The organism is Vallitalea maricola (assembly GCF_036985595.1).
Lineage (GTDB): Bacteria > Bacillota > Clostridia > Lachnospirales > Vallitaleaceae > Vallitalea > Vallitalea maricola.
Window position 1 is genome coordinate 14,695 of record NZ_BTPU01000072.1, and the last position, 17,402, is coordinate 32,096.

The 17,402-nt window shown below is 29.8% G+C and carries 10 protein-coding genes; 8 read left to right on the forward strand and 2 right to left on the reverse strand.

Annotated elements, in window-relative coordinates:
* The first annotated feature begins 65 nt into the window (after nucleotides 1-65).
* Nucleotides 66-638, forward strand: a complete 573-nt coding sequence (locus AACQ14_RS18900; protein ID WP_339365147.1) for a Rha family transcriptional regulator — start codon at nucleotides 66-68, stop codon at nucleotides 636-638.
* Between the two features lie 416 nt (nucleotides 639-1,054).
* Here AACQ14_RS18900 and AACQ14_RS18905 read toward each other — a convergent pair whose 3' ends face one another.
* Nucleotides 1,055-1,600 (reverse strand): NADH peroxidase, encoded by a 546-nt coding sequence (locus tag AACQ14_RS18905; RefSeq protein ID WP_113674861.1) that lies wholly within the window; start codon nucleotides 1,598-1,600, stop codon nucleotides 1,055-1,057.
* A 409-nt stretch (nucleotides 1,601-2,009) separates the two neighbouring features.
* Between AACQ14_RS18905 and AACQ14_RS18910 the strand changes: the two genes are divergently transcribed.
* The 4 genes from AACQ14_RS18910 to AACQ14_RS18925 all read left to right on the forward strand — a co-directional run bounded on the left by AACQ14_RS18910 (nucleotide 2,010) and on the right by AACQ14_RS18925 (nucleotide 7,091).
* Nucleotides 2,010-2,615 carry a TetR/AcrR family transcriptional regulator gene (locus AACQ14_RS18910; protein WP_339365148.1) on the forward strand — a complete coding sequence of 202 codons (606 nt, stop codon included), beginning with the start codon at nucleotides 2,010-2,012 and terminating at the stop codon, nucleotides 2,613-2,615.
* A 627-nt stretch (nucleotides 2,616-3,242) separates the two neighbouring features.
* A complete protein-coding gene (locus AACQ14_RS18915; RefSeq protein WP_423248001.1) occupies nucleotides 3,243-4,409 on the forward strand; it encodes a phosphopentomutase in 1,167 nt (388 codons plus the stop codon).
* Nucleotides 4,410-4,476: 67 nt separating this feature from the next.
* Nucleotides 4,477-5,802 carry a pyrimidine-nucleoside phosphorylase gene (locus tag AACQ14_RS18920; RefSeq protein WP_339365150.1) on the forward strand — a complete coding sequence of 442 codons (1,326 nt, stop codon included), beginning with the start codon at nucleotides 4,477-4,479 and terminating at the stop codon, nucleotides 5,800-5,802.
* 110 nt (nucleotides 5,803-5,912) lie between these two features.
* Nucleotides 5,913-7,091: a D-alanyl-D-alanine carboxypeptidase family protein gene (locus tag AACQ14_RS18925; RefSeq protein WP_339365151.1), complete on the forward strand. Its 1,179-nt coding sequence runs from the start codon at nucleotides 5,913-5,915 to the stop codon at nucleotides 7,089-7,091.
* Between the two features lie 75 nt (nucleotides 7,092-7,166).
* On the opposite strand, the gene AACQ14_RS18930 is transcribed toward AACQ14_RS18925, so the two are convergent.
* A complete protein-coding gene (locus AACQ14_RS18930; protein WP_339365152.1) occupies nucleotides 7,167-9,416 on the reverse strand; it encodes a helix-turn-helix domain-containing protein in 2,250 nt (749 codons plus the stop codon).
* A 384-nt stretch (nucleotides 9,417-9,800) separates the two neighbouring features.
* On the opposite strand from AACQ14_RS18930, the gene buk reads away from it, so the two are divergent.
* The 3 genes from buk to AACQ14_RS18945 all read left to right on the forward strand — a co-directional run.
* Nucleotides 9,801-10,880, forward strand: a complete 1,080-nt coding sequence (gene buk / locus AACQ14_RS18935) for a butyrate kinase (RefSeq protein WP_339365153.1) — start codon at nucleotides 9,801-9,803, stop codon at nucleotides 10,878-10,880.
* Nucleotides 10,881-10,944: 64 nt separating this feature from the next.
* The gene (locus tag AACQ14_RS18940) at nucleotides 10,945-11,847 is read left to right on the forward strand and encodes a phosphate butyryltransferase (protein ID WP_339365154.1); all 903 of its coding nucleotides are present in this window, start codon (nucleotides 10,945-10,947) and stop codon (nucleotides 11,845-11,847) included.
* Between the two features lie 512 nt (nucleotides 11,848-12,359).
* Nucleotides 12,360-17,402 (forward strand): DUF4073 domain-containing protein (locus AACQ14_RS18945; protein ID WP_339365155.1); only part of this gene is annotated, 5,043 nt, incomplete at its 3' end.

Genomic DNA, 17,402 nt, shown 5'->3' on the forward strand with positions numbered 1-17,402 from the left:
AAATACCTCATGCAGTCAAAGGCAAGAGCAAGACATTCAATGTCACTTATAAGGTGGTGGCGTAGATGAATGAATTAGATAAAATTAAAAATGATGAAATATTTACCGATAGTATGATAATAGCAGATGGTACTAATAATGAACATGAATCAATCGTTAGATTAATAGATAATTATACTCCTGAACTAGAGGAATTAGGCAAAATTGAATTTACCGATTTGAAATCGGGTAAAAGAGGACGACCATCAAGAATCTACGAACTAAACGAGCCACAAGCAACATTTCTTATGACATTACTTAGAAACAGCGACCAAGTGGTACAATTCAAATTAAAGTTAACAAAAGAGTTTTTCAAACTAAGACAAGCACTTATAGAAAAGAGTGCTATAATTATACCTAAAATAAAAACAAATAGGACATGTAACAATGAGTTTCTGTATACCATTGAAGAAGTAGCAGAGGTATTAAGGGTTAATAAAAATCAAGTATATAAGCTAATTAATTCTAATGTATTGAAGAACATTAAATTAGGAAGGAAAAAAGTTCCTAAATGGTGTATAGAAGAGTTTCTAAGAGATAATGTAGGGTTAGATGTAACTGACCCATTTAATATAGGTAAAATAGAGTATGGGGAGTGATTGCATGAATGTTGAATGTTTAACCGTTTATCAAATATCAAAAATTTTTAATATAAGATTATTAGAAATATATAATCTAATTAACTTGGAGGTAATCCAAGTTTTTAAAATAAATAATTTGATTAGAGTACCCCGATTTGAGGTAGAGAGGTACTTTAATCAAAAAACTAATATAATATTAATTTAATATTTTTTCTATTGCCCTTAACCCTTATAAAACAAAGGTTAGGGGCTTTTTGAGTGGGAAGTGGGAACAGAATAAATGAATTTTTACTAAATATCCCACCGTTTTCCCACCTAAGCACTAAATACACTGTGTGTACAAATGGATACGCTACGATACACTATGATATTGAGATTTCGTGTACTATGAGCAAAAATCAGTGTGAAAATAGTGTCTCCAAAAGCGTAAACTCTTATCCAAAGTATCTTTCAAGTAATCCCTTAAAAGCCATACCATGTCTAGCTTCATCTTTACACATTTCATGAACTGTATCATGAATAGCATCATAGCCTAATTTTTTAGCTTTTGTTGCGATATCTTTTTTTCCAGCGCAAGCACCATGTTCTGCATCAACTCTCATTTGAAGATTAGTTTTAGTGTCAGCTGTTACAACTTCACCTAATAATTCAGCAAACTTTGCAGCATGCTCTGCTTCTTCCCAAGCAATACGCTTGTAAGCTTCAGCAACTTCAGGATAACCTTCTCTATCTGCTTGTCTAGCCATAGCAAGATACATACCAACCTCAGTACATTCTCCTGTGAAATTCATTTTAAGACCTTCTAAGATTTCTGGATCAACATCTTTAGCTACTCCGATTCTATGTTCATCAGCCCAAGTCATTTCTGTATCATCTTGTTCTACAAACTTACTAGCTGGTGCATTACATTGTGGACATTTCTCTGGAGCACTATCTCCTTCGTGAACATAACCGCAAATTGTACAAACATATTTTTTCATATCTAATATCCTCCTTGGAATTTATATTGATAATAATTGTTATTGGATAATTATTATCTTATGGTAATATTATAACATAAAAAAATTGGTTGTCAACATAAAATAAAAAATAAATTTGAATATTTTTTTTGCAGTAAGGGTAATATAATTCTGTGAGTAATTGTTACTCACAAATACTTGTAAGTGAATATTTACCATTTACATCATGATTTTTGACAGAAGTCTTAAATGAGAGGTGTGGTTAGGGTGAAAGGACATTTATAAGTAATATATGATAAAGACTAGTAGCCGTTAGGTTACTAGTCTTTTGACTATGCTAATTACAAGATACTTAATTGACTATTATGGTCAATAGATATATAATTATATTAACATGTTAAAGGTATTCTGATATATAGGAGAGGTAATTATGTATGAAGCATTTAATAAAATTAAGAAAGAAAAACAATATAAAATAATAAATAGTGCTATGGAAGAATTTGGTAAATATGGATATGAAAAAGCATCTACTAATAATATAGTATCTAATGCTAATATTTCAAAAGGATTATTATTTCATTATTTTGGTAGCAAACAAGGATTATTTGATTTCTTGATAAATTATAGTTTTGAGGTAATGATTAAGGAAATAAATGAAAAAGTGAATTGGGAAAAAATGGATATATTTGAACGTTTGAAAGAAATTTTTATGATAAAGATGAAAGTATCCAGGAAATATCCAAGTATTTTCCATTTTTTCAATATTATAATAGAATACAAGAGTGTTGATGAAATAATGAAAGAAGATAGAGTAAGTAATCTATTATCAAAGATATACTTTCAAGATATTGATTATAGTAAATTCAAGGAAGATATTGACCCAGTAAAAGCCCTCAATATTATTAAATGGACTTTTGAAAAATATGGTGATGAAAATCTAAAAAAATTCCAGACCGAAGGATTAATTGACTTTGATAAAATATCAATAGAAATAGATGAATACATTGATATTCTTAGATTAGCATTTTATAGATAGTTGTTTAAATGATTTTAGGTAACATATTTAATCCATTAGGCATAAACATGTATAAAATAGGTTAATGGGGGATTACTTGTGTGGGGTGTCGTAATAGGATTATTATTAATTTTCTATGCTTTATTTATCTTATATGTTAGTGTAAAAAGACCTGAACTAGTATGGGATACTTATAAAATAAAATTTTTTAGAAGAATATTTGGTGAAAAAGGAGCAAGTGTATTTTTATTTATGTGCTTTGTGATTATAGCAATTATAGGCATACTGTTACTAAATAAATAGTGCTATCTTTAAAAGTGTTGGATATTTGCTTTATCCAGCATTTTTGATTAAACTTTCTTGACAACAAATTTGTTTTCAGAAAAGAAGCGTAATCCTTTGGATGCTGCTATCATATATATATTTGAAAAATTTCATGATTATATATGAAAAATTTGGTATAATATACTTGTATTTAAGTTTTCTAAAACATGTATTATCTCACTATGCTTTTTAATTAAAAAAACAGACATGTGTCGTTTATAAGTCATTATCTGTATTATATAATTAATTTAGAGTAGATATTATAGCTACAATAAGATGTTAAATAATATATATAATTAATATAATAAGGAGGTTTTTATTATGATAAACAGAGTAATATGGATAATTTTAGACAGTGTAGGTATGGGTGAACTACCAGATGCAGACAAATTCGGCGACAGAGGAAGCAATACTATAGGTAATATTGCAAAACAACTAAAATTAGACGTGCCTAATATGAGAAAACTTGGACTAGCAAATATAGAAGGAATGGTTAATTTAGAAAAAGTAGAAGAGCCAGAAGGTGTTTATGGCAGGATAGGTGAATTATCTAACGGAAAAGATACAACTATCGGTCATTGGGAAATGGTTGGTATCTATTCTCCTATAGCATTTCCAACTTATCCAGATGGATTCCCTAAGGAAGTTACTGATAAATTTGAAGAGTATGTAGGTAAAAAAATATTAGGTAATAAACCTGCTTCAGGAACTGCAATACTAGAGGAATTAGGTAAGGAACATATGGAAACAGGACGTCCTATAGTTTATACTTCAGCAGATAGTGTTTTTCAAATTGCAGCTCATGAAGATATAATACCAGTAGAAAAATTGTATGATATGTGTAGAGAAGCTAGAAAAATATTATCTAATGAACATGCAGTTGCAAGAGTAATAGCTAGACCTTTTCTAGGTGAACCAGGATCATTTTATAGAACTGCTAATAGAAGAGACTTTTCTTTGGTACCTCCAAAAGATACTTTGCTTGACATTCTAAAACAAAGTGGTAAAGATGTTATAGGAGTAGGTAAGATAGAAGATATCTTTTCAGGTAAAGGTATAACAGAAGCTATCCATACTAAAGATAATATGGATGGTGTGGATAAAACCATTGAATATATGAACAAGGATAATAAAGGCTTGATATTTACTAATTTAGTCGAGTTTGATTCTAAATGGGGACATAGAAACAATGTAGAGGGGTATGCAAAAGGTTTGGAAGAGTTTGATATTAGACTTCCAGAGATTATTAAAAATATGAAAGATACCGATGTACTAATGATTAATGCTGACCATGGCTGTGATCCAACAACACCAAGTACAGATCATTCAAGAGAATATGTACCTTTCTTAGCTTATGGAAAAGAATTTAAGAATAATGCTGATTTAAAAACTAGAAAAACATTTTCAGATATTGGACAGACGATAGCAGAAATTTTAAATGTAAAACAACTCGAAATAGGTGAAAGTTTTTTAAAGAATATTAAAAAATAGTTAATTCATTAAATATTAACTGCTACATTATGGAACCAATTTTCGTCATAGAAGGGATGATGTAATCATGAGAATGTATGATATAATAGAAAAGAAAAAGTTAGGTATGGTGCTTTCAGAGGATGAGATAAAATATTTTGTTAATGGTTATACAGAGGGGAAAATACCAGATTATCAAGTATCTGCACTATTGATGGCTATATATTTTAGAGGTATGAACGAGCAAGAAACATCAATACTGACACTTGCTATGGCTAAAAGTGGCGAGATGCTAGACTTATCTGATATTGATGGTATAAAAGTTGATAAACACAGTACAGGTGGAGTAGGAGATAAAACTACTTTGGTTATTGCGCCAATGGTAGCTGCATTAGGAATTCCAGTTGCTAAGATGTCAGGTAGAGGTCTAGGTCATACAGGTGGAACCATTGATAAGCTTGAGGCGTTTGATGGATTTAGTACAAAAGTTGAAAAAGACACTTTCGTTAATAATGTAAATCAAATTAAGATAGCAATAGCTGGTCAGACAGCTAATTTAGCTCCTGCCGATAAAAAGTTATATGCACTTAGGGATGTAACTGCAACAGTGGATAATATTTCATTGATTGCTAGTAGTATTATGAGCAAAAAAATTGCATCTGGGGCTAATGCTATTGTTCTAGATGTTAAAACTGGTAGCGGTGCATTTATGAAAAAAGAAGAAGATGCTTTTGAACTTGCTAAGGAAATGGTGAATATTGGTACAGGATTAGATAGAGATGTAGCAGCAATTATATCTGATATGGATCAACCATTAGGAAGAGCAGTTGGTAATAGCTTGGAAGTCATAGAAGCCATAGAAACATTAAGAGGTAATGGACCAAAGGATTTACTAGATTTATGCTTAACACTTGGCAGTTTCATGGTTAAAGCAGCAGGAAAAACCAAAACAGCAGAAGAAGGAAGAAAATTGCTGGAACAGACAATAAGTACTGGAACAGCCATTGAAAAATTAAAAGAATTGGTTCGTGCACAAGGTGGAAATGAAGATTTTGTTGATAATACAGAATTGTTTAAAAAAGCTAATATCATAGAGCCAATAAAAGCAGATAGATCAGGATATGTGAGTCATATTGAAGCAAATGAGATTGGCGTAGCCTCCATGATTCTTGGTGGTGGACGAGAAACAAAAGAAAGTATTATTGATCTTAGTGTTGGTATAGTTATTGAGAAAAAAGTAGGAGATAAAGTTTCAGAAGGTGATACTTTAGCATATATCCATGGAAATGAACAACAAAAAATTAAACTTGCAAAAGAAAAAGCTTTGACTGCATATGAGTTTTCAGATGGAAAACCAGAAGAGACTAAATTTATTAAGGGAATAATTACCAGAGATGGAATAATTACCAGTTAGAAAAAAGGTATAAATTTCTTCTAAAAGCTTACTCTAATAGTAAGATAATTGAACTATATATAGCAGTTCCTTTAGTAAAAGATTATGTGAGTAGAAGGAGTGAGCAATAAATGAAGAAAAGAATATTTTGTTATTTACTTTCTCTAGCTTTATTTATAGGAGGTACATTTAATGTATATGTACATGCTGAGGAAGAACCAAAAGACAAGTTAGAGTTAACAGCTAAATCAGCTATATTAATGGAACCAACAACAGGTAAAATATTATATGAAAAAAATTCCCATGAAAGATTAAGGCCGGCAAGTATAACCAAAATCATGACATTGCTATTAATGTATGAAGCCCTTGAGAATGGTAAAATAGGATGGGAAGATGAGGTAGTTGTAAGTGAACATGCTTCTAGTTTCGGGGGATCTACTATATTCTTGGAAACTAATGAAGTTCAGCCAGTAAAAGAATTAGCAAAAGGTATCGCTGTTGCTTCTGGTAACGATGCTGCAGTAGCTATGGCAGAGCATATAGCCGGAACAGAAGGCGAATTTGTTAATATGATGAATGCCAAAGCAAAAGAATTAGGTATGAAAGATACTAATTTCGTTAATGCATGTGGACTTGATGCAGATGGTCATTTGACTAGTGCATATGATATTGCAATAATGTCAAAAGAACTTACAACTAAATATCCACAGGTATATGATTTAACTAAAATATGGATGGATAAGATAGTTCATCAGAGAAAAGATGGAGAAGAAATAAGTGAATTAACAAGTACCAACAAATTATTGAAATGGTATCCAGAATATGCTACTGGTTTGAAAACAGGCTCCACAAGTTTAGCTAAATACTGTTTATCTGGAACTGCTAACAAAGATGGATTGAATTTGATAGCTGTAGTAATGGCAACCCCTAATCATAAAGAACGTTTTAGAGAAGTAATGAAGATGTTAGATTATGGATTTGCAAATTGCAAAATGTATAAGGATTCCATAAAAGATAAAACATTAGCCAATGTTCCAGTAAAAAAAGGAACACTTGATAGCATTGACTGTGTTGGAGCTGAAGATTTTAGTTGTATTTTCGATAGTAAAGAGCAGCAAGAAATAACTAATGATATTCAAGTAGAAGAATTTGTTGAAGCTCCTATTGCTACTGGTGATAAAATAGGGGAAATAGTGTATAAATGCGGTGATAAAGAAGTAGGGAGAGTTGACCTAGTAGCTGCAAATGAAGTTCCTAAAGCTACATTGAAGTTTTATATAGGTAAAATTCTAAAAATGTTTTTTCACTAAGAATCTAGCAATATTTCAAAAAATAGTAAGGCTTTTCCTAATATATTCAATTATATTATGAAAAGCCTTTTTGGCTTATTTTTTGATTACTTCAATCAATCTAATTTCATTTAGTATGATTGAACTTTCAAGATGTAAGGAATCTTTAGTATAGATATTATTAACACTAATTCTCATGTTTTCTTTGCTTTTAAGAAAATTCATATCTTCTTTATCAATTTCTATTGGCGAACCCATATTCAACCATTCACTAAAGATACAACCATTCTCTTGATTTAACAGATAAGTTCTAACCTTATAATTGCCTTCTGTTAATTTTAGATTAACATAAACAATGGTAGAAATACTATTTGATGATTTTTTTGAGAAAGAATTATAATTAAGGTCTTTGCTGTAATTAAACATATTACCTATTTCTTGGGTGTAATAATACAGGAGTATATAATATCTATCATGATTTTTAACTACAATATAATACTTTCCATTGTCTATTATATCACCTTTTACTTTATCTAATAAATAGTACGTATTGTAAATGGGCTTCTTAAGACCATTAAATGTCAATAGACTATCTTTCCCGTTGAATATTTTAGAATTAATCATAGGATCAATAAGTGGTACAATCAAGTTAGCACTCTTATATATATGCAAATAATTATATACGAAATAATTAGAAATAAAACATGTATCATATAGTTCATTTACAATTCTATTTTGATAGATATATGTATGGATATGTCTGCTTTTCAGCCATTCCACAATCTCATTAATTGTCTTTGAATTTTTCCAATAATATTTATCGTTAATCTCAATAGTAATAAAATCAAGCTTAGAAAAATTATAATTGTCTAAAACATTTTCAGCTGTGAAATATTTATTTAAATTAAGTAGGATGCCTATCTTAAGGTCTTTATAATTGTATATCAACTTTTTGATAACATTATTATAAAGATTGATAAACTTATCATAATAAGCTGATTCACAACTTATCTCTAGTTTCCATCTGCTCACTTGATATATACCAAATTTTTCTAGGCAATGATTAATAAAAGTTTCTACAATAATGTTCCATTGTTTTAGAGTGAAATACTTTTCATTATAAGAGAGTTTTATAAAAGGTCTTACCCCAGTATTTATTAGTAGTTCTAATAAATTATCTATATAAAACCAGTTCAAACTTTTATCATCATTCATGAAGTTTATTGTTTTGTCAAAAATATTTCCGAATCTGATATAATCAATATGAAGTTCATTAGTTATAGCTTCAAGACTACTTTTAAGTATAATATCCATACCATTGCTAGGCATGTTGATTTGGAGTATGTTTTCTTTATGAATCGTATCTATACTTTTATTAAGCATATTTACAGTAAGATAATATACTTGATTAAGGTTTCCCGATAAAAAATCTTTTGCAAGAAGTTGGATATAATTATGTAATATGGTTCTGCTATTAAAAGTGACAGATGTATTTTTTTTCTTAGGTGATATATCTGATAAATATTTTTTCCTAAAAGAACTAGGAGTTTCCTTATAAGTTTCTTTGAATAATTTTGTATAAGCTTTAACACTGGAGAAACCATGTTCCAGAGCAATATCAATAATCATCTTGTTTGAATTAAGCAAATCATTCATGGATTTATTTAGTCTAAAAAGATTAAGATACTTATTAAACCCAATACCAACCCTGTTTTTGAAAAATTTGGAGAGATAGTGAATGCTTATGTATTCCTGTTCAGCAATTTGTGATAGAGTAAGTTTTTTATTATAATTCTTATTTATATTTTCAATAATTGATATTAATCTTTGCTGTGACCTGTCATTATGATTTCTGTCGTTAATCATAGTTTTCTTAAAATTCCTTAGCAATAATTCAACTAAAGCTAAAGATTGTTTCAGAAGTTTTATCTGATATGTATTTTCTTTGTTTAATCTATACCACATCATGATGACTAAATTTTCTTTTATGGTGTTATAGGTGTTGGAATCTTTGTTTAACATAGTCGAATTCATATGAAAAACAATTTCTGTAAAACCTTGATAATATTTCTGATAGAAATAAGGATCTAGTTGAAACACTAAAATTATTATATCGTCTCCTAATGGAGTGATTTCGTGCATCTCATAACTATTTATAAGAATAATATTGTCTTGATGAACGATATAACTAGAATCTCTTATTTTAACACGTACAGAACCTTTCAGTACAAAGAGAATTTCTATTTCTTTATGCCAATTCATAGGGTATACACGTTTGCTTTCATGTAAAAAAATACTAAAAGGTAAATTACCACTATGCTTAATAATCTCAAATTTCGTATTCATAATCGATCGCCTTCTTTATTAAATATATTAAATAACCATTTGACTAAATATTATGAACTCATATTTATAAATTTTTAGTAAATTAAAGTTCAAAAATAATACCTTATAATAATAAAAAAATCCTCCTTAATTATTGATATAATCAATATATATCAACTATTTCTTAACTTTATAATCTTACCTTAATAGTATCTTTATCTTACTAAAAAGTCAATAATATATAGTGCAAAAAAAGTACATTATAGGGTATAATAATTGACATATGAATTATTGCTATTAAAAGTTGACAAAAAAAGGTTATCATTTAACCAAAAGGAGCACCGAGAAAAAAGTCCAATGGTGTTAATCTATAGACATGAAATATGAAAGGAAATGGTATCTAATATGGAAAGCAAATTAAGGATATTAGTAATAAATCCAGGGTCAACTTCTACAAAGATTGCAGTATTTGATAATGAGCAACAATTATTTGAAGAAACACTTAGACATTCTACAAAAGAACTTGAAGTATTTGATACAATATTAGACCAATATACATTCCGTAAAGATGCAATAATAAGTGCTCTTGAAAAAAGACAGATTGAATTATCTAGTTTAAGTACTATTGTAGGTAGGGGTGGAATTCTAAAGCCTATTGAAGGTGGTACATATCTATTGGAAGATAAGTTGATTGAAGCTCTAAGAGATGGAGCTATCCAAAAAGGTCATGCATGTAATTTAGCAGGTCTTATTGCTAATGACATTGCTAAAGAGCTAGACATAAAAGCATATATGGTTGATCCACCTTGTGTAGATGAGATGGACGATGTTGCAAGAATTACAGGGTTAGAAGGTACTAGTAGAATTAGTATGTTCCATGCCCTTAATCAAAAAGCGGTTGCTAGAAGGGCTGCTAAAAAAATAGGAAAGAGATATGAAGAGTGTAATTTTATTATAGCACACGTAGGTGGAGGTATATCTGTTGGTGCACATAAAAAAGGAAGAGTAATAGATGTCAATAACGCACTGGATGGAGATGGACCATTTTCACCAGAACGATCAGGTGAATTACCTACAGGTGATTTGGTTGATTTGTGTTTCTCTGGGAAATATAACAAACAGCAAATCAAAAAGTTGTTAGCTGGTAAAGGTGGTATAGTTAGTTATCTTGGTGTAAATGATGTAAGAGTTGTTCAAGAGATGATAGAGAAAGGCAATGAAAAAGCAATTCTTATATATGAAGCAATGGTATATCAAGTTGCAAAAGCCATAGGAGCAATGGCCACTGTTTTAATGGGTGATTATGATATGATAATTCTAACTGGTGGTATTGCTTATTCAAAGATGTTCAGTGAAAAATTAAGGAAGAAAATTAATTTTTTAGGTGAATTTGAAGTTTTTCCAGGTGAAGATGAATTGATAGCCTTAGCAGAAGGTGGACTTCGTATACTTACAGGTGAAGAAACAGCAAAATTATTCAAATAAGCTATTGAATATTTGCAATAATCTATGTAAAATATAAAAATCAGTATAAAAAGGGATTGGTTGGATGGTTTGTAAATTTGAAGATATAATGAAGTTAGCCAAAACAAAAGAACCTAAAGTGCTTTCGGTTGCTGTAGCTCAAGATATAGATGTTTTGATTTCTGTGAAGATGGCAATTGAAGAAGGAATAATTAAGGCTATTCTTGTAGGGGACAAAGAAGAGATACTCAAGATTGCAAAAAAGATAGATTTTAATGTTGACAATGTAGAGATAATTGATGAAAAAGATAAAGTAGAAGCATGTAATATCGCTGTAAAAAAGGTAACAGATAAAGAAGCTGATATGGTGATGAAAGGTATCATTGATACTGCTGTCATTTTAAAAGCCGTTTTGAATAAAGAAGCTAATCTAAGAACGGGTAGAGTATTAAGCCATGTTGGTGTTATGGATATACCTGGATATGAGAGGGTATTATTGATATCTGATGCAGCAATGAATATTGAACCAGACCTAATGACTAAAAAGCAGATAATTGACAATTCTGTTATTGTAGCTAGGAGCATAGGTATTGATGAACCCAAGGTTGCTATGTTATGTGCAAAAGAAAAAGTAAATCCGAAAATGCAAGCCACAGTTGATGCAAAAGAACTTGAAGAAATGAATAAAAGAGGGGAAATACATAATTGTATCGTAGGTGGTCCTCTAGCTCTGGATAATGCAGTATCAGTAGAAGCTGCTAACCATAAAAAAATTGATAGTCCAGTTGCTGGAAAAGCAGATATTTTGATAGTGCCTTCTATTGAAGCAGGTAATGTATTATATAAATCATTGGTTTTCTTAGCTAATGCTAAAGCGGCTGGTGTTTTAGTAGGTGCAAAAGTACCTATTGTTGTAACATCAAGAGCCGATACTGAAATATCTAAGATTAATTCTATTGCTTTAGCTATGTTAATGACTTCTAAATAGCTGTGAAGAAATAATTGAATAATCAGGTTGCTAAAAATGTTCTTATTTAAATAAGGGCATTTTTTATATCCATTTATCTGTCTATACTTATAGAATAAATGAGTAATAAAATTGATAATATTATAATAAATTATAAAATAGTGTATCTATTTATGGGAAACAATTGAAGTATAAAATAAATGAGCAAGTTGATTAAAATGTAAAAATATGTAGGTATAAATTACTATATATGGTAAAAAAGTGTATAATGTTTAAATAATGTAAATTAGTACTTAATACCTAAAAAGTCCTTTTTTTAATGACTAGTAGATGGTATAATAAATTTATTAAAAAAATATATTTATTATCATCTCACAAATAATACAAAATAATCAAAAAAGTATAATAACAAATAAATATATATATTAATAAAAATCTAAGTAAGATAATATTTACTTATAATCATTATGACACTTAAAAGATTGACAAAATAGTAATTATATAATAGAAAAATTGAAGGAGGAGAACTATTCATGAGAAAGTATAAGATTTTAAAACAATTGTTTACTGTTATACTTGTAATTGCGATTACAGTTACAGGAATCCCGATTAACTCTTATGCAAATGAGACAGAACCCAAAGCTCAGACCATTGATATTGAACAAGCTTTGAAGAATAAGACAGAAAATGATAATATTCCATCAGAGAATGAAAACATAAATAATACTAATGATAATGAATTGATGAAGCATAATCAAGAAGAAGAGGAAAATGAAGACGAATCAAGTGATGATGGAATAAACACTGAAGGAAATAATCAAAATCAAGAAAATCAGAATATAGATAAAGATGAGGAACAAGTTTCTGATGAGAATAATGGTGAGAAAGTAGACGATACCCATGATTTTGATAATGATAATAGCAATGAAAATGCAAATTTAGATAAAGAAGAAGATGATATCCAAAAGGATGCTGAAGAAGATGACTTAGATAAATTAGATGAATCAAATAATAAAAAACAAGCTAATGAACTTTCTAGTGTAGTTATTAGTAATGTAGCAGGTAGAAGCAAAGTCAATATATACATTGGAAATGAATTTTATGAGCATTTAGATGGTGAAACATCTGATGATATGTTAATTATTGAACCAAAAGGAACAATAATCAGACTAGAAGCTATTGATTATCCAGGTGCTGATCCAACTCATATATTTAATTGTTGGTTTGTTCAATCACAATTGAGTAATACTTATATAACAGATAGTATTATTGAATTTAATATTGAAGACTATATAAAAGTAACACCATGGCATAATGCTAACCTAAAACCAGAAGAAAAAGAAGTAATAATCAGTGGAGATAGTGTGATAGAGATTCCTTATAAAAATGATGTTACCAAGAATTATACTGCAGAAGTATATGATGAATCTGGTGATATCATTGAAGATTTAACTATTACATGGTCTATAAAAAATGAGTTGGTTGGTGTAAATATTAACCAAACAGGGGGAGTTACTGTTACTGGTGAAGCGACTGTTAGTAATTTCACTATAATAGCTATTACTCAAAATGGTACTAAAGGAGAAATGCAGATACAACTTAGTCCATATGCTATACCAGATGCTCCTAATTTAACAGCAGATGATATTAATAATATAATTATTGGTCAAGACGCAAATAGAGAAAATATGGAGTACACAATAGGGGATAGTGATAATTGGGAAACATATGATTCTGATAATCCTCCAGATTTAACAATGGATGTTGTTATCAAGCTTAGGTTTATTGGTACAGAAACAATACCACCAAGTAACATAACAACATTACAATTCAATTATAACTATATAGAAAATTTTAATGACGATAAAGAAATATATACTGACATTCAAAGTGATAATAGAGGATATTTAAGTGTAAAACATTATGATATCGCTAATGATTCACAAGTTGATGAAAATGATAGGGTTAAGATGTTTGGTGATGAGAGATACTCTGATTTCATTATTCAGACTCCTATAGAATCAGCATATGGAGATTACTTTGATATGTATAATGAGAGCCAACAAGGTTCATTATATTTTGAAGCCAATTACAATAATAACTCTCATGAAGCTTTTGAAAAAGCTATAGTCATGTGGGGATATTTTGTGCCTGAAAAAACTGGTGAATATCAATTATATGCTTATTCAGATGATGGAATATATGGTTCTTTGACAGTTGGAAATGAAGATAAAATATTTGTTAACAAATGGCAGTATCAATCACCTTCTACAAGAGGTAATGGTACAGTGTACCAGATGCAAGAAGGTAAGATATACCCAATATATATGAATTTCTTTGAGAATAGAAAAAGTCAATCTGCATTTAAATTACAAATGTCTTTTAATGGTAATACAATAGAAGATGTACCAGGTACTTACTTATATCCAAGTTCCAAAAACTTGGCTTATAATAATAATGTCCCTGTAATGGGTATAAATGTAGAACCTGAGTCAACTATAATTAATTTAGATGAAAATGATAGTATAACACTTAATGCAACAATAGAACCGATAAATGCAACTAATAAAAATATAAATTGGTCTTCTAGCGATGATAGTATTGCAAGGGTTGATTCTAATGGTAATGTAACACTTAATAAAGTTGGTGTTGTAACAATAACAGCTACAACGGAAGATGGAAATTATGAAGATAATTGTGTCATAACTATTAATTCAAATCTTACAGGAGACCCTCATGATTTCTTTTATGCAAGTGATGATAAAGGAACTTTGGTAAAATATTACCCATATAGGAATTCAAATAAAACAGATAAGATCGCTTCAAAAATAGATGATTATAGAGATATAGCAACTTTACCTGATGGAACTTTAGTAGGTGTCACCCAAAATGGTAATCTTTATAAAAATATTGAGTTGGGTATAGATGAAAGAGAAAAAATAGGACCTGGTTTTTATACCGATAACGAAGATAATCATTCCTATTTCAATGATTTTTATGGAGTAAATGCATTAACTTCTGATTCTAATGGTAATCTATATTATGTTGAAGAAGATTATGGAATAATTAGAAAGTATGATATTACAAATAATGAAATAACTGATGTTGTAGCTACAGGATTGTCTTCTGCAGGAGATATTGTTTTTCTTGATGCTAACACAATTTATTATACTGCTTATGATTATTGGAACTACTATTATCTAGTTAAAGTTAATATTGCAACAAAGCAGGTCAGTAAAATTGCTAATTTATCACGAATACCTTATGGTATAGCATCGCTCAATAACAAATTATTTGTAACGTATACAAAGAAAAATCAAAGTTATGTTGATATATATGATGTAGAAGGCAATAAATTAAATCATAAATCTGATAAAATTAATCATTTGGAAAAAGTATTTGGAGCTTCACAAGGAATTGAAAAAGTAGTATCTAATCCACCTGTTGCCAAAGATGTACGAATTGAAGGTAGTGCAAAAGTTGGAAAAGAACTTACAGGGTCATATACTTATGAGGATCCTGAAGGTGATGAAGAGGGTAATTCTAGGTATCAATGGTATAAATCAGAAGGTGACTCAAGTAGTTATACACCAATTAATGATGCTACTAATAAGAAGTTATTAATAACTGAAGATTTAATTGGGTGCACTATAAAATTTGAAGTAACTCCAATAGCTAAGACAGGTACTTACCTTAAAGGTAATTCTGTAAGATCAAATCCTACAGAACAAGTTGTACCTCTACCTTTTGAATTAATAGGACCATATGATTATGATTATTTTTATTTAAATAATAGAAATGGAAAAATAATAAAATATTATCCTGAAAGTAATAATTATGAGCAAGTTGCTCATACAAACAAAACATATTTAGATATTGCAAATTATAATGATGATATTATAGGGGTAAGGGACGGTAAATTATACAAGAATATAACTACTAACCCTATAAAGATTAAAGAAATTAGTGATAGCACAATAAATTCCCTTACTTATAATAATGGATTATATTACTATGTTGAAGGTACGAAGCTATATGCTTATAACCCAAATACTGAAACATTCTACGAGTTGAAAGATATTGGCTATACATCTCAAGGCGATTTAGTAGCTTTTGATGGTGATATGTATTTATTGGCTGCTACAAGCAATAGATATGATGCAAAGCTTATAAAAATTAATTTTGATAATAATTATTCTACATCTGTTATTGGTGAATACTATAGTAAATATGCTATGGGTATAGCTGTAGCAAATGATACTTTATTTATTGGCTATAGTAATATAGTTGCAAAAGTTAATTTACAAACTGGATATTTATATGATGAAACTAGAATAAGGGCACTAAATAATATATATGGCGCTGCTCAGGGTGGGTATGCAAATCCAGTTTCGTCGGAAGCAGGACTACAATCACTAGCACCAATAGATGAACCAACATTTAATTCTAGTACCACAAACTATATAAAATATTTAGAACCAGGTACAATAACTAGACCAGATGTTGTATATGAAACTATTGATAGTAATGCAACTGTAGAAGTTATTAAAGATAGTCAAACAGAAGTTGAAGGTATTACAACAGTAATTGTAACAGCAGAAGATAGAATAACAACTATGATGTATACAGTTGAGTTTATATTACATCATAGACCAGTAATTGAATTAAATGGTAATAAAATAGTAGTTGTTGATTACAATGGGTCATATACAGATGCAGGAGCAAAAGCTTTTGATATAGAAGATGATAATGATACATTAACCGAAGAGATTGTAACAACTGTTACTAAACCAAATGGAACAATAGTACCTTACGTAGATGGTATTATTGATACTAAAATACCGGGTAATTATACAATACACTATAATGTAACAGATTCTACAGGTTATATGGCTGATGAAGTAACAAGAACAGTAGTAGTGAAGGAAGATGAAGAAGCTCCAGTGATAACCCTAGTAGGAAATGCTTCCGAAGAAGTAACCTATGGAGGAACGTATATAGATGCAGGGGCCACAGCTTATGACAATGGGGATGGAAATATAACAGATGATATAGAGGTAACTATAACCAAAGACGGTAGTACTATAGATGCAATATCTACAGTTGACCCAGGAACATATATTTATCACTACAATGTATCCGATGAAAAAGGTAACGAGGCAGACGAAGTAACAAGAACAGTAGTAGTGAAGGAAGATGAAGAAGCTCCAGTAATAACCCTAGTAGGAAATGTTTCGGAAGAAGTGACATATGGAGGAACGTATGTAGATGCAGGAGCCACAGCATTAGATAATAGAGATGGAGATATAAGTGAGAACATAGTAGTGACTATAACTAAGAACGGTGAAAATGTTGATAAAGTATCTACAAATGAGCCAGGAACATATATCTACCACTACAATGTATCTGATGAAAAAGGCAATCAAGCCCAAGAAGTAACAAGAACAGTAATAGTAAAAGAAGACGAAGAAGCTCCAGTAATAACTTTAGTAGGAAATGCTTCGGAAGAAGTAACCTATGGTGGAACGTATGTAGATGAAGGAGCAACAGCCTATGATAATAGAGATGGAGATATA